Source organism: Sulfuriferula sp., from assembly GCF_054605375.1.
Map to the genome: position 1 here is coordinate 111315 of NZ_JBTSEG010000002.1, position 14845 is coordinate 126159.

Here is a 14845-nt window from a genome sequence, read left to right on the forward strand (position 1 = left end):
GGCACCGACGCGCGGTTTTCTTCTATTTTCTTTTCCCAGTTCAGTATTGAATTCACCAGCATTCTCATCGAATAGCAGTCATGCGGGTTTGAGAGATGTTTTTGTCTAATCGAATGAGCGATCGCTATACGAGGTTCCATCACCATAAAGGAGCCTGTCATGGCAAACCAACCGATCAAGGCACCGCGCAATATGACGGCGCTGATGCAGCATATGCAGCGCCTCGTGACAACAGGGCATTACTTTTGGTCAGGGGATCGCATCGCCGTGCAACACATCCCCAGGCTGATCGATAAGTATCCCGACTTTGCCTTGCGTGCGGATGCGCCGGCACGGGCATACCGCAAGCGCACAGGACGCGCCTCCGTGCACCTTGTATTGCATCCGATGGCAAGCGCGAAAGATGAGGACATTCCCTGGTGGATGCTGTCGACGGGCGGAAAGCTGGGGCTTGCCGCCAGCGATAACTTACCCGGCGCGGTGCATGATGCGCGCACGCTGGAGGGGCGGCTGTTGAGCGATGACTATGAACTGTTTCAGTTGGAAAAGAACTACATTCCGGACCAGCCCAAAACCACGACCTGGACCTGGCGCATGACGCCGATGCGATTCCGGGAATGGCAGGCGTTGCTGATTGAACGGGTGAAGGCGCGTGACGTTAAATCAGTCACGGACATTTTCGAGTTGTTGCGCGAGATGCCGCAGTTTGCGGGGGTTCGGTCGCAGGTTCTGCGCCTGCATTTCGATGCGAGTCGGATGCTGGTGAAACTGGGTATGCCGGGGCTGGCGCCGCTCGAGTTGCCGGTGATGCGGATGCAGAAGCTTTGGCAGGAGGATTTTGAGATATGAGTTTTATAACCCAGCGAATTTCGTGCATTTCCCCTCGCCAATTGTTTGGCATTTAAGATGCGGTTTATCAGTCTGTTGCGAATCACTCAGCCTTTGAGGGTTTCGTAGACTTCTTTTCAGCTGCAAGCTGGCCCCGCAGTTCGGCGGCTTCTTCTGCGGACGCCAGGGCGCGTTGCGCGGCTTCTTCGCGTTGCTTCACGGCTTCAATCAGTTGTGCCCCGATGTTTTTACGCAGCGTCAATTCGGCTTCCAGCTTCGCGGTTGCCACGGCTGCCATTTCGTGGAGCTCGGCGGCGTGGGTGCGGGCTTCGAGCAATTCAGCGCGCGCTTTCTTAATTTCCACCTCGATCTGCGGAACAGCCTCCAGGCGAAGTTCGGCTTTTGCCAGTGCGACCCGCGCCGCTTCGGTGGCCTGGCGCTCGGCGGACAGATCGGCAGCGGTGAGGGTGGCATCGGATGCGAGTTGCTGTGCGCGACCCGCGAGAGCGGCATGCTGCTCTTGCAGCATTGCCAGCACAGCGGCTTGAGACTCAAGCTCGGCGGTCTGGCGTTCATTTTCTGCAATGAGGGTGTTGGCTTCCGCTTGGAGGTCTGCTAGCCGTGCGTTGGCATTGGCGGTGGATTCTTGTACTTTGGCGGCGATATGATTGCCAATGGCGCGGTTGATGGCTGGATCCAGGGTCTCATCAATTACTTGGCCTTGCCTTGCTTGACCGGCTTGCCATTCCTGCAAAAACTTGAGGACGGTTGCCATACTGCCAGTACCCAGCGCATCGCGCACGGCGCGGGAAGTGGCCTTTCCGCTCTGAGCTTTGATCCTGTCGGCTGCGTCGGCTACTTGCTCGTAAGTTATTGTGGATTCCCTTGCCATACTGTCACTCCAATTTATTATGTTATGTTTCGATACGTTACGTATGATACGTTATGTTATGTTATGGTATATGTCAAGCAGATTCGGTCTCGGCACGCAAAATGGGGGGGCGTGCACGTCATACAGAGTGGATTCGGATTTTGCTTGGGATGGCAACGGTTGTTAGATAATGTCGTCACAAAATGTGGCAAAATAGGCACTGTCCCAGCCTGTACCCCCCCGATTACTGGGAGGCCTTCGCTTTTTCCGCATTCCATTACCCGCAATGCCAACAACGTTCCTTGCGGTTCGCCTGCCGTTTCCGGCGGCATTACGGGCTTACCCCGTTCCGCATGTATCGCTCATCTGTCCGGCTTGAACCGGCTGCTGGTACCGTAGAGATGGGTTCAGTCCGGATGACCTTGAAGGATCTCTCCCTGGTGATCCACGGTCAAAGACGAGGCGCTTAACAGCCGATCATATAGCCACAACCTGAGATCCCAACAGATATTTTTTTGCCGGTTAAACTTCCGACGCAGGGCGACGATTCAACCATGCTCAACACCGTCTTTTTTGTGTGGCGGTGATTCGTGCTCGGCATGGTGTTTCCCTAAGCTACTTTAGCCTGCTCAGAGATGCCAGGAAGCTAGCCATTGAATACTGTAAGAATGGAGTGTGGGGGAGGGTGTCGATAAATCGCAGGAAGTCGTCCTTGCCGTTTCTGATGCGTTTCCTGCGGATTGCTGCAGCCAAACCTGAGCAACGCCGCACTTCTGCTGTTCAGCGGTACCACTGAATACCAGTCCAGTTTGGCGTGGAATACGCACCAGTCGCTGCATTCCCAATGGGTTTTCATCGTTTTGCCTGGCCTGCGTATTCTGATGAACGTGAACAGTGATTCTGCTCGAACGTGAACGCCTGAACGGCATGTTGTGCTGGTGGTTGGTTTTACTTCAGGTGACTCCATATCCACAGACCCCCAAACCAGAATCTTTTTTGATATATGGTTTAAAGTCAAAACCGATCGTTCAGACTCAAACCTGGATTGGAATGTACTTTAAGCGTCGGAGTAGCTAGGACCGCCCGGTATCACGCTCGTCGAAAGCCCTTGCTCCGCCCGCGTTGCTTCGATGCGCGCTCTGAAAGCTTTTCTCACCGCAGCTACCGCCTCTACTTGCTGTTTTTTTGCTAACTCGGCCTGGTGCGTTTGCTGTCCCCGTAGCTTTGTTGCGCGTAGGTGTTTGTACGGCTCGAGCGAAAGCGTGCTGAGGTCGCCGGCGAGGAGAGCTATTTGCGAGTCGCTCAACTCGGTTTCCTCAAAAAGCCTTGAGATGTATTCGTGTCGCGCCGCGTGTGCTCCACCCGTTAGTTCCAGTTTTTTTGCAATCCGCCGTCAGGGTCCAGAGTACGCAAACGGTACAATTTCCCCGTTTTTTGTCGAGGTGGAGTAGAAGATGTAGGGGGACCCCGCTACTTTCGCTCGCTGCGCTTGCAGCTCCAGTAGCGTTGCGGTTTCGTCGGTGATCATGACGACCCGCGCTGATCGTTTCTTTTGCCCGATGCGCGGTACATCGATCCGATTATCTCGCAGATTCAACCAGTTTAGCTCAATTTTCGCCGCCTCGCCCGGTCTCATTCCGGTTTCTAGCACTAGGGTCAGCCAAGGGAATACGCTCGGGTTTCCCGTGTTTTTTTTGCTTAGGGTTTCCGCCAGGACAAGGAGTACCGATTGTTGCAACGGCGTGATTCGTAGTTCTCTCGATTCACATTTTCTCAGCTCGAAAGAGTCCCGCAAGATATTGATTTCTACGAGGTTTCTTCGTTTTGCATAGGTGAATACGGCTGATAACAGGGCTTTTTCGAGCCTTAGCGCGTGCCCTGATATCCGCCCGTTTCGCGTTTGCGCCTTGCTGCGTGCGTCGAAGTAGGCCTGTACCTGGTGCCCCGTGATGATGCTGATAGCGTAGCTGCCCAAGCTTTGCACCGGGGCTTTCGCTGCTACCCGCTCGCGTTTTTGTGTCGCCGGGGCTTTGTCCAGGTAGCCAGGTGATTCCCAATACTTTTCCAGGACCTCGGAGAAAGTTGCCCTGGCCACTAGGCGCGGGCTCCCGAGATTTTGAGCCGCCACTAGCTCCGCTTCCCGCACCATTCCCCAGTTCTTTGCCTCTTGCTCGGTTCTGAATGTTTGCCGCTCAGTCGCAAGCCCTTTCCGTCGGATTTGCGCCCGATAAGCTCCCGAGGGTAGCCGACTGACCGTTGCCATTTTTTCGTCTCCGTGTGCAAATTTTGTGCACGGATTTTGTTTGACGCTTCGGGCGTTGTCAATCTGTTTTCAGTAAGCGCTTGAATTTGCTGGTGCCCGGAGCCGGAATCGAACCGGCACGCCGTTTAGCGGCGAGGGATTTTAAGTCCCTTGTGTCTACCTGTTCCACCATCCGGGCGGAATGGAGGCGGGGGTCGGAATCGAACCGGCGTCCACGGCTTTGCAGGCCGCTGCATAACCACTCTGCCACCCCGCCAGGGGTGCTTGATGTAACCAGCGCTGAAATCAGTTGGAAACTATATATCCAACCAAAATTAAAAGGGGAAAGCTGGAAGCTTTCCCCGGTGTTCTGGAGCGGGAAACGAGACTCGAACTCGCGACCTATACCTTGGCAAGGTATCGCTCTACCAACTGAGCTATTCCCGCGTCAACGAGATGCGCATTGTAATGGTGGAGGGGTTTTTGTCAAGCGCTATTGCACGTCCGGATTGACCGGGCATAGGCAATCCACTATGCTAAATACTGTTTTTTTTTGTTCTATCAAGCGCATATGTCCGTTAGCATCAAATCCCCCGACGACGTCAAAAAAATGCAGATTGCAGGGCGTCTGGGTTCCGAAGTTCTGGATTACATCACGCCTTTTGTCAAACCCGGCGTGACGACCGGCGAGCTGGATCGATTGTGCCACGACTATATGGTGAATGTGCAGGGCACCATCCCGGCGCCGCTCAATTATGCACCGCCCGGTCACCAGCCTTACCCACGCTCGATCTGTACATCGGTCAACCATCAAGTCTGCCACGGCGTGCCTGGCGACAAGCTGCTTAAGAATGGTGATATTGTGAATATTGATGTCACTGTCATCAAGGACGGTTGGCATGGCGATACCAGCCGCATGTTCTATGTGGGGGAGCCTTCCATCCAGGCGCGCCGTTTATGCGAAATTACCTATCAGGCCATGTGGCATGGAATTGCCATGGTTCGTCCGGGTATTCATCTGGGCGATATTGGCTATGCTATCCAGAAATTCGCAGAATCGCAGGGTTGCAGCGTGGTGCGCGAGTTTTGCGGACATGGTATCGGTCGCGTTTTTCACGAAGAACCGCAGGTGCTGCATTACGGACGTTCCGGTACCGGTTTGAAACTGGCAGCGGGCATGACGTTTACCATCGAGCCGATGATCAATGCAGGTCGACGCGACATTCGACAGATGAACGACGGCTGGACCATTGTCACCAAGGATCATAGTCTGTCTGCACAATGGGAACATACCGTGCTGGTCACTGAAAGCGGTTACGAAGTGCTCACCGTTTCTGCCGGTACACCGCCGGTTCCGGCTTTTCTGTCACAAGCCGCCTGATTAACTTACTTTAAAATTGATGAAAGCAGGTTCACCTCTGGTTGCGGAGAGCCTTGATCCGCGCGGCTGGCGTGAAACGCTAAGCCAGGGGCGGGATGCCATCAGGCATGCCTTTGACGGTAAAGTGGCCACACGCCCCTTGTTGATGCGTTACCGGCGCCTGGTGGATGAGGTGCTGCAATCGTTATGGGCATCAGTGCGGCTGCCTTCCCCGGCTGCGTTAGTGGCGGTCGGCGGCTACGGACGCGGTGATCTGTTCCCGTATTCGGATGTGGATGTGCTGATTTTGCTCGAGGCTGACCCCGATGCCAGTACGCAAGCGGCGATAGAGCAGCTCGTGGGTTTATTCTGGGATATCGGCCTGGAAGTAGGGCATAGCGTGCGCACCGTCACGGAATGCCTGGAAGAGGCGCGTCGAGACGTCACGGTGCAGACCTCCATGCTGGAGTCGCGTTATCTATGTGGTGAACGTGCCCTGTACCGCCATTTTGAACAGACGTTCCGCGCCGGGCTTGATCCGCAAGTGTTTTTTGAAGCCAAGATGCTGGAACAGGATCAGCGCCATGCACGCTTTAATGACAGTGCCTATAGCCTGGAACCCAATCTCAAGGAAAGCCCGGGCGGATTGCGCGACTTGCATAATCTGTTGTGGCTGGCGCAGGCTGCCGGTATCGGGCGACGCTGGAGCGATCTGGCTGAAGCGGGCTTGCTGAACGCGGGTGAATTGCGCCAGATACAGGCGTTGGAACGCTTTTTGTTCGGACTACGGTTTCGTTTGCATTATCTTGCCGGGCGGCGCGAAGATCGCCTGATATTCGATCATCAATATGCTCTGGCAGTGCAATACGGGATTTCGGCAACGGCCACGCGACGCGCCAGCGAATTGCTCATGCAGCGCTATTATCGCAGCGTCACGATCGTCGCGCAGATGCGCGACATTCTGATTCCCGGTCTGCGTGCGCGCGTGTTTCCCGTTTTGACAGAATTGCCGCTTACTGTACTGAATGCGCGTTTTCAGGTGCGCGGCAATATGCTGGAGGCGGTAGACGAAGGGCTGTTCGAACACGAGCCCGGCGCCATACTGGAGTGTTTCCATCTGTTGCAACGCCATCCCGAATTACAAGGCATGACGGCAGATACATTGCGTGCCCTGTGGCGGGCACGTGATCGCATCAATCCGGCATTTCGGCGTGACCCTGCCAATCGCGCCCGCTTCATGGCGATTCTGCGCGAGCCGCGCGGACTGACCTGGGCTATGCGTAGCATGAACCGTTACGGAATCCTGGGGCGCTATATCCCGGCCTTCGGCCGGGTGGTGGGGCAGATGCAACATGACCTGTTTCATATCTACACTGTTGATGCACACATCCTCAAGGTATTGCGCAATATGCGCCGCCTCAATGTGCCTGAACTGGCGCACGAATACCCGCTGGCCAGCCGCTTGATCAGCGGTTTCGAGCGCCCGGAAGTGCTCTATCTGGCGGCATTGTTTCATGACATCGCCAAAGGACGCGGCGGCGATCATTCAAAACTGGGTTCTGTGGACGCACGACGTTTCTGCCGCCAGCATGGCTTGACGTCCAACGACACCGAACTGGTTGCCTGGCTGGTATCACAGCACTTGTCCATGTCCGCCACTGCGCAGAAACAGGACTTATCGGACGCTGCCGTGATTGCCGGATTTGCCGGCCCGATACCCAATGAGCGCTATTTGATCGCGCTGTATCTGCTCACTGTATGCGACATCCGCGGCACCAGTCCAAAAGTGTGGAATGCCTGGAAAGGCAAGCTGCTGGAAGATATTTTCTACGCTACGCAGCGTGTCCTGGGAAGTAATGCTGCGCAGCCCGGGGGTATCTCGTCAGTCAAGGCTGAGGCGCAGCGTATCTTGCGTTTGTATGGTTTGGAAAGCGGTGTTCAGGATGCCTTGTGGGGCAGTCTGGATGACAGCTATTTTTTGCGCCATGAAGCACAGGAAATAGCCTGGCATACGCGCCTGCTCTGGAATCATGTTGGCAGTCCCAAGGCAATTGTGCGGGCTCGCCTGAGCCCGATTGGCGAAGGTGTGCAGGTAATGATTTATACGCCGGACTGGGAAGAATTGTTCGTGCGTATTTGCGGGTTTTTCGAACGGCTTAACTACACCATTCTGGATGCAAAAATTCATACCAACCGCAATGGCTATGCGCTGGATAGTTTTTTGGTGATGGACGAAGCACAGCGCAAAGTGCCATACCGGGATTTTCTGAGTTATATCGAGCACGAACTGGCTAAATTGCTGGATACAAAAAATGTATTCCGGCCGGCGGGCCTCGGGCGTATCAGCCGCCACCTCAAGCATTTTCCCATCGCCCCGGAAATCACCTTGCGCCCTGATGAAAAGGGCGTGTTCCATATGTTGAGCATTGTCGCAGGTGATCGCCCCGGGCTGCTCTCCGCCATCGCCCAAATACTGCATCAGCACCAGGTGCATATCAATGCAGCAAAAATCACTACGCTGGGTGAGCGTGCGGAAGACACTTTCATGATCAAAGGTGGCGTGTTGGCCAAGCAAAAATCACTCATGCTACTGGAAACCGATTTGCTTGCGGTATTGAAAACCTGAGGCCTATTCAGCGGCGCCGGATTGTTCCGGAAATAACACTTCGGTAAAGCCAAAATGACGCAAATCGCGGATTCGCATCGGATACAGTATGCCCAGCAGGTGGTCAACCTCGTGCTGTACCACGCGCGCATGGAAGCCAGACACGGCGCGCTCGATAACGGTGCCGAACTGGTCGAACCCGCGATAATGCAGGTGCGTGTAGCGGGGTACCAGGCCGCGCATTCCCGGCACTGAAAGACAGCCCTCCCACGCTTCATCCTGTTCGGTGCCAATGGCAGTCAGCGTTGGATTGACCAGCACCGTTTCGGGCACTGGCTCGGCGTCCGGGTAGCGTGGTGAGCTATGCACACCGAAAATGACGACTTGCAAGCCGATGCCGATCTGGGGTGCAGCCAGTCCTGCGCCGTTGAGTGCAACCATGGTGTCGCGCAAATCTGCAATTAGCGCGTGCAATTCGGGCGTGTCGAATGCAGTGACCGGAGCGGCTGCCTGCAGCAGACGCGCATCGCCCATTTTAAGCGTGGTTTGAATAGTCATTTTGTGAAATGAAGATCATTACTTGAACGGTAACTGAATGCCTGTATTTTAATCCAGCGCAAACGTGACGCAATGAAAAACCCCGGCAAAATGAGCCGGGGTTTTTATTGTGTCAGATGTGTTTACGCCGAGCGGTTGCGCTTGCGTTCGTTTTCGGTGAGAAAGCGTTTACGGATGCGGATTGACTGTGGCGTGATTTCCACCAGCTCGTCGTCCTCAATGAATTCCACGGCAGATTCCAGTGTCATCTTGATTGCCGGTGTCAGCCGTACGGCTTCGTCGGTACCGGAGGCGCGCACGTTGGTAAGCTGCTTGCCCTTGATGGGGTTGACGACCAGGTCATTGTCGCGGCTATGCACGCCGATGATGATCCCCTCATACAACTTGTCACCAGGCGCCACGAACATGCGGCCACGATCCTCCAGTTTCCACAGTGCATAGGCTACTGCTTCACCCTGATCCTGCGAAATCAGCACGCCATTACGACGTCCTGGCATGTCGGCCTTCATTGGACCGTAATCATCGAATACGTGCGCCATGATGCCGGTGCCGCGCGTCAGGGTCATGAATTCAGACTGGAAGCCAATCAGACCACGCGCCGGAATACGGTATTCCAGACGCACGCGGCCCCGCCCGTCGGATTGCATGTCTTGTAGATCGCCACGACGGCGGCCGAGTTCTTCCATGATGCTGCCCTGATTGACTTCTTCCACATCAACTGTTAACGCTTCATAAGGCTCGCATTTTTCGCCGTTGATTTCCCTGTATACGACACGGGGTTTGGATACGGCAATTTCAAAGCCTTCCCGGCGCATGTTTTCCAGCAGAATGGTCAGGTGCAGTTCGCCGCGACCCGAAACCAGAAATGTGTCGGCGTCGGCAGTATCTTCTACTTTCAGCGCGACGTTGGTAAGCAGTTCTTTGTTCAGGCGGTCACGGATCTGGCGGCTGGTGACGAACTTTCCTTCGGTGCCGGCCAGGGGTGAGCTGTTGACCTGGAAAGTCATGGTCAACGTGGGCTCATCCACTTTCAGCATGGGCAGCGCTTGCGGATTCTCCCGGTCGCAGATGGTCACACCAATACCGATGTCCTCGATGCCGTTGATCAGCACAATATCGCCTGCCTGGGCTTCGTCCACCGGGATGCGGTTCAGCCCCTGAAAACCGAGCACCTGATTGATTCGGCCGGCTTTCGGCGTGCTGTCCGGGCCAGCCATTACCACTACGTTTTGACCGGGTTTGATGCGGCCATTGCTGATGCGGCCGACGCCGATCCGGCCGACGAAGCTGGAGTAGTCCAGTGCCGATATCTGCAACTGCAACGGCGCATCCGGATCGCCTGCCGGTGACGGGACATGTTTGAGTACGGTTTCAAACAGCGCGCGCATGCTGTCGGTTTTTTCGCTCATGTCGAGCATGGCAAAACCATTCAGCGCCGATGCGTAAACTACCGGAAAATCCAGTTGTTCCTCGGTAGCGCCCAACTTGTCGAATAGGTCAAAGGTAGCGTTAACAACAAAATCCGGACGTGCCCCGGGGCGGTCGACCTTATTGACCACCACAATGGGTTTGAGACCCAGTGCGAGCGCTTTGCGTGTCACAAAACGTGTTTGCGGCATCGGGCCGTCTACGGCGTCGACCAATAGCAGCACACCGTCGACCATGGACAATACGCGTTCCACCTCGCCACCAAAATCGGCGTGTCCGGGTGTGTCGACGATATTGATATGGGTGCCTTCATAATCAAGGGCAGTGTTTTTAGCGGTAATGGTAATACCGCGTTCCTTTTCCAGATCGTTGCTGTCCATGACGCGTTCGGTGACGGCCTGGTGGGCAGCAAATGTGCCGGATTGTTGCAACAGTTTGTCGACGAGGGTAGTCTTGCCGTGGTCAACGTGGGCGATGATGGCGATATTTCTGAGCGCGCGGGACATGGTCGTTTCCGGTATTGGGCAAACGAAAAAGTATAACATGTGATTGTGTATTTTCAGAATTTCAGTATAATCTAATTCTCCAAACCACCATGAGCTGCAGCTTTTATGCAGTGCTAATCAAGGTTTGGACGCGTGTTTTATAACACGCCATCGATCCCTGACCTCATCGCGTTTCAGCACGATTTTTCCTGAAAGCGCAGCGCCACCCGGTTAGCGACGATGTTCCGCGCCGGCAGTGGATGGCTTTTTTAAGCCTGTCCCCGTTGGCTTGCTATTTGCTTATTAAAGGAAAACTTCGTGTCCTTCGAAAACCTCGGTCTTAATGAATCCCTAATAAAAGCGCTTGTTGATTCGGGCTATACTCAAGCCACCCCGATCCAGGAACAGGCTATTCCGCTTATCCTGGCAGGCGAAGATCTGCTTGCCTCGGCGCAGACTGGTACCGGCAAAACCGCTGCATTCATGTTGCCGGCGCTGGAGAAATTGTCCCAGCCCAGCGCAGTTGCCGGCCGCGGTCCACGTATCCTCGTATTGACCCCGACGCGCGAACTTGCATTGCAAGTCACCGCGGCTGCCGAAAAATACAGCAAGCATCTGCGCCGCGTGAAAGTGGTCAGCATTCTGGGCGGCATGCCTTACCCGATACAGAACAAAATGCTGTCGCAGCCATTTGAAGTGCTGGTAGCCACACCTGGCCGTCTGATCGATCATATCGAGCGCGGCCGCATTGATTTTTCGCGTCTGGAAATGCTGATTCTGGACGAGGCCGACCGCATGCTGGACATGGGCTTCTTCGACGACGTGGAACGCATTGCCAATGCCACGCCAGCCAGCCGTCAGACGGTGATGTTCTCCGCCACCTTTGAAGGCAACATCGCGCGTCTCGCCCAGCAATTGCTGAAAACCCCGAAGCGTATCGAAATCGCCCACCAGCAGGCACGCCACGAGAACATTACCCAGCATATGCACTATGTGGACGACCTTTCCCACAAGAATCGCGTGCTGACGCACCTCATCAACGACGTGGACATCAACCAGGCGCTTATTTTCACCGCAACCAAACGCGACGCCGATAGCCTGGCCGACGACCTGCAGGCGCAGGGTCACAAAGTCGCTGCGCTGCACGGCGATATGCATCAGAGCGCACGCAACCGTACCATCACCCAGATGCGCCAGGGCAATATCCGTCTGTTGGTGGCGACCGATGTCGCCGCGCGTGGTCTGGATGTGCCGGGCATCACACACGTGATCAACTACGATCTGCCGAAAAATCCGGAAGACTATGTGCACCGGATTGGGCGTACCGGTCGTGCGGGTGCCTCGGGCATCGCCATATCGCTGGCCAGCCCGCGCGATTCCATGCAGCTGAAGCGCATTGAGCGTTTTACCGGCCAGCAGATTCCGGCTGAAGTCATCGTGGGTCTTGAACCCAAACTGAAGCCGCGTAGTGCTGCTCCCGGCGGACGTCCTGGCGCGAGCCGTGGCCGTCCTTCCGGCCAAGGCGAACAGCGGCGTAGCTCAGGCTATGGCAACAACTCGAATGCCAATTCTGGCGCGGGTAAGAGCAATGGCAACAGCAACGGGAATAGTTGGGGCAATAATAGCGGCAACGCCGGTGGCCGCCGTGATGGGGCCGCGCGTCCAACGACGTCGCGCCCTGCTGCTTCCGGCACGAGACGTGATGGGCAGAGCAACACTGGTGGCAACCGCAGTAACGGTAATCGTTCCTGGAGTTGATCGGCCGTCATTTCCCGGACGATCAGTCCGGGTAACCAACAAAAAAGGCGCTGAATGCGCCTTTTTTGTTGGTTACTAAATGCTGCTATGCAGCCACAGGTTTGATCCTGCTGGCAGCCAATTTGGCGCGATCGCGTGCAATATCGGTGGTATCTGCACAGGCCAGTGCCACGCCCATGCGCCGTCGCGCAAACGCCTCGGGTTTGCCGAACAATCGAATATCGGAACGCGGTACGGCGAGTGCCTCGGCAACGCCGTCAAACACGATACCGCTGGCCTCCATGCCGCCATAAATCACTGCGGAAGCGCCTGCCTCGCGCAGGTGGGTGTCCACCGGCAGGCCGAGGATGGCGCGGGCATGCAGATCGAATTCGCTTTGATATTGGCTGCACATCGTCACCATACCGGTGTCGTGCGGGCGCGGCGACACTTCCGAGAACCATACTTGATCACCTTTGACGAAAAGTTCCACACCAAAAACACCGCGCCCGCCGAGGTTGTCGGTGACTTTTTTGGCGATCATCTGTGCTGTCGCCAGCGCCACTGGTGACATCGCCTGCGGTTGCCAGGATTCGACATAGTCGCCCTTGATCTGCAAGTGGCCGATCGGCTCGCAGAAACAGGTTTCAATCTGACCCGATGCGCCTAGCGCGCGGACTGTGAGCAGGGTGATTTCGTAGTCGAAATCAATGAAGCCCTCGACAATCACCCGGCCCTGATCCACGCGTCCGCCGCTGGCGGCAACGCCCCACGCGTTGGCCACGTCAGCCGGGCTGTCCAGCCTGCTTTGACCCTTGCCGGAAGACGACATCACCGGCTTGACGACGCATGGATAGCCGATGCCGTTATCAATCGCAGCCTGCAATTCAGCCATACTGTTGGCAAAGCAATAAGGTGATGTGGATAAACCCAATTCCTCGGCAGCCAGATGGCGGATGCCTTCACGGTTCAGGGTGAGCTGTGCGGCGCGTGCAGTGGGAATGACTTCGCACAGCCCGCTGAGCTCAATTTCCACCAGCGCATCGGTCGCGATGGCTTCGATTTCCGGTACCACCAGATGAGGCCGCTCCTGCTCAATCAAGGCGCGCAAGGCAGCGCGATCGGTCATGTCGATCACATGTGCCCGGTGTGCGACCTGGTGACCGGGTGCATTGGCATAACGGTCTACGGCAATGGTTTCCACGCCGAGGCGTTGCAGGGCGATGATGACTTCCTTGCCGAGTTCCCCGCTGCCAAGAAACATGATGCGGGTAGCGGAAGGGGAGAGGGGGGTGCCGAGTTTCATGTAATGCGAGCTTTCACAAAAAAATTGACCATACGATTACAACAGAAAATTCTGTGGAGTACTTGAATTGGAGGAGCAGTCAGTTTAATTGTACCCGTTCGCCCCAGGGGACTGGCGCTTTGCCCTTGACCAGCCACAGCACCGGGTAGTCGGGTGCATACTCGGGGAATTCGCCTTCGGCATCGGTGAAATATACCAGCAAGTCGGGGTGCAACTGCTCAGCGGCAACCCATTCAAACAGCGGACGAAAATCCGTTCCGCCACCGCCCGCGAAGCCGTCCGGCAGGGTAACCGCCTCCCACGGCTCAAAGCACCACGGGCCGGTTTCAGCCAGGCGCTCGTCGCAGGCATGCAGGGTCACCTGGGCGTTGACCTGGCTCTTCAATGCATCGATCTCGGCGGCGAACTCGTGCATTTCCGCGTCGGCGATTGAGCCGCTGGTATCGAGTACGGCAATGAGCTGGATACGGCGGCTGTACAGGCTGGGTAACAATGCGGCGCCTTCGCGTCGCGACACTCGCTGGAAGCTGTAGTCCTCGCGCGCCGAATTCATCAGGTAACGCGCCAGCAGCATGCGCCAGGGCAGCCGTGGGGCAATGTGTTCATCGACCAGACGCAACCAGGATTCGCCCAGACGCCCGGCCATACGTGCCTGTTGTGCGGCAGAGGCCAGATGGCCGCGCCATTGCTGGGCCAGTTCTTCACGCTGGGTAGTAGGGGTGATGTCGCCCATGCCGGGGCCACCGTGCGGACTGGGTTTCGTGCGCGGTTGGGGTTGCCCGGGATTGCTGCCGTCTCCGCCGGGGGAAGAGCGAGGCATGTCCTGCCTTGGTTCGCTGTTGCCTTCCTCTGGCTGGTCGTCGCCTTCACCCTGGCTCTCATCTGCGCCGTCTGCGGATTCCTGTTGGGTCTGGTCGTTATCTTGCTCGCCACTATCGTTTTCGGTCTGGTCGAACAGGTGCTTGTCCAGGGTCTGTTCGCTGCTGTCTTCAGGAATCAGCGGATAGATTTCCTCGGCGGACAACCCCCGGTATTCGTCGTTGGCGAGGATATTGGGCGGTGGTCGCAAGCCTTCGCTCAATAACAGTAAATTGACGGCGTGATCGCAAGCGATATTCCAGCGTTGTATGACGCGGTGCGAACGCCGCGCGAAATGGCCGAGGGCGCAGTGCAGCGCCTCATGGGCGAGAACAAATTGGGTTTGCGCCAGCGACAGTCGTTCAATATAAGCCGGGTAATAATAGAGCGCGCGTGCATCGGTGGCGACGCTGTCGCAGGTTTTGGCGTCTACCGCATGCAATGGCAGGTGCATCACCAAAGCGCCCAGGAAAGGACGTTCGAGAATCAGCCGGGTGCGGGCGGCAGAAAGCTTGGTAGCAATTTCATCGGCAGTGTGTGTGGGCAGATTCAAGGGCCGCTTTCAGT

Annotated in this window: 10 protein-coding genes and 3 tRNA genes; 4 read left to right on the forward strand and 9 right to left on the reverse strand. The window is 56.2% G+C overall.

What is annotated here, in order from left to right; genetic code table 11:
• The first annotated feature begins 159 nt into the window (after positions 1-159).
• A complete protein-coding gene (locus tag ACYCZJ_RS02140) occupies positions 160-849 on the forward strand; it encodes a hypothetical protein (RefSeq protein WP_461552577.1) in 690 nt (229 codons plus the stop codon).
• 82 nt (positions 850-931) lie between these two features.
• Here the strand turns inward: ACYCZJ_RS02140 and ACYCZJ_RS02145 are convergent, their stop codons facing one another.
• The 5 genes from ACYCZJ_RS02145 to ACYCZJ_RS02165 all read right to left on the reverse strand — a co-directional run bounded on the left by ACYCZJ_RS02145 (position 932) and on the right by ACYCZJ_RS02165 (position 4388).
• Positions 932-1720: a DNA-binding protein gene (locus ACYCZJ_RS02145; RefSeq protein ID WP_461552578.1), complete on the reverse strand. Its 789-nt coding sequence runs from the start codon at positions 1718-1720 to the stop codon at positions 932-934.
• Positions 1721-3092: 1372 nt separating this feature from the next.
• Positions 3093-3962, reverse strand: a complete 870-nt coding sequence (locus ACYCZJ_RS02150; protein ID WP_461552579.1) for a tyrosine-type recombinase/integrase — start codon at positions 3960-3962, stop codon at positions 3093-3095.
• 90 nt (positions 3963-4052) lie between these two features.
• Positions 4053-4140 (reverse strand) — tRNA-Leu (locus ACYCZJ_RS02155).
• A gap of 4 nt (positions 4141-4144) precedes the next feature.
• Positions 4145-4218 (reverse strand) — tRNA-Cys (locus ACYCZJ_RS02160).
• Between the two features lie 94 nt (positions 4219-4312).
• Positions 4313-4388, reverse strand: a tRNA-Gly gene (locus ACYCZJ_RS02165).
• Between the two features lie 124 nt (positions 4389-4512).
• Here ACYCZJ_RS02165 and map point away from each other — a divergent pair.
• Both map and ACYCZJ_RS02175 read left to right on the forward strand, forming a co-directional pair.
• Positions 4513-5322: a type I methionyl aminopeptidase gene (gene map, locus ACYCZJ_RS02170; protein ID WP_461552580.1), complete on the forward strand. Its 810-nt coding sequence runs from the start codon at positions 4513-4515 to the stop codon at positions 5320-5322.
• Between the two features lie 19 nt (positions 5323-5341).
• Positions 5342-7927, forward strand: a complete 2586-nt coding sequence (locus ACYCZJ_RS02175) for a [protein-PII] uridylyltransferase (RefSeq protein ID WP_461552581.1) — start codon at positions 5342-5344, stop codon at positions 7925-7927.
• Positions 7928-7930: 3 nt separating this feature from the next.
• On the opposite strand, the gene def is transcribed toward ACYCZJ_RS02175, so the two are convergent.
• Together def and typA are read right to left on the reverse strand one after the other, a co-directional pair.
• A complete protein-coding gene (gene def / locus ACYCZJ_RS02180; RefSeq protein WP_461552582.1) occupies positions 7931-8464 on the reverse strand; it encodes a peptide deformylase in 534 nt (177 codons plus the stop codon).
• 122 nt (positions 8465-8586) lie between these two features.
• On the reverse strand, positions 8587-10398 hold the full coding sequence (typA, locus tag ACYCZJ_RS02185; protein ID WP_461552583.1) for a translational GTPase TypA: 1812 nt from the start codon (positions 10396-10398) through the stop codon (positions 8587-8589).
• Between the two features lie 297 nt (positions 10399-10695).
• Between typA and ACYCZJ_RS02190 the strand changes: the two genes are divergently transcribed.
• Complete coding sequence (locus ACYCZJ_RS02190) at positions 10696-12135, forward strand: DEAD/DEAH box helicase (RefSeq protein WP_461552584.1); 1440 nt, start codon at positions 10696-10698, stop codon at positions 12133-12135.
• Between the two features lie 85 nt (positions 12136-12220).
• Here the strand turns inward: ACYCZJ_RS02190 and purT are convergent, their stop codons facing one another.
• Together purT and ACYCZJ_RS02200 are read right to left on the reverse strand one after the other, a co-directional pair.
• Complete coding sequence (gene purT, locus ACYCZJ_RS02195; protein WP_461552585.1) at positions 12221-13420, reverse strand: formate-dependent phosphoribosylglycinamide formyltransferase; 1200 nt, start codon at positions 13418-13420, stop codon at positions 12221-12223.
• Positions 13421-13499: 79 nt separating this feature from the next.
• The gene (locus tag ACYCZJ_RS02200) at positions 13500-14831 is read right to left on the reverse strand and encodes a vWA domain-containing protein (RefSeq protein ID WP_461552586.1); all 1332 of its coding nucleotides are present in this window, start codon (positions 14829-14831) and stop codon (positions 13500-13502) included.
• Positions 14832-14845: the final 14 nt, after the last annotated feature.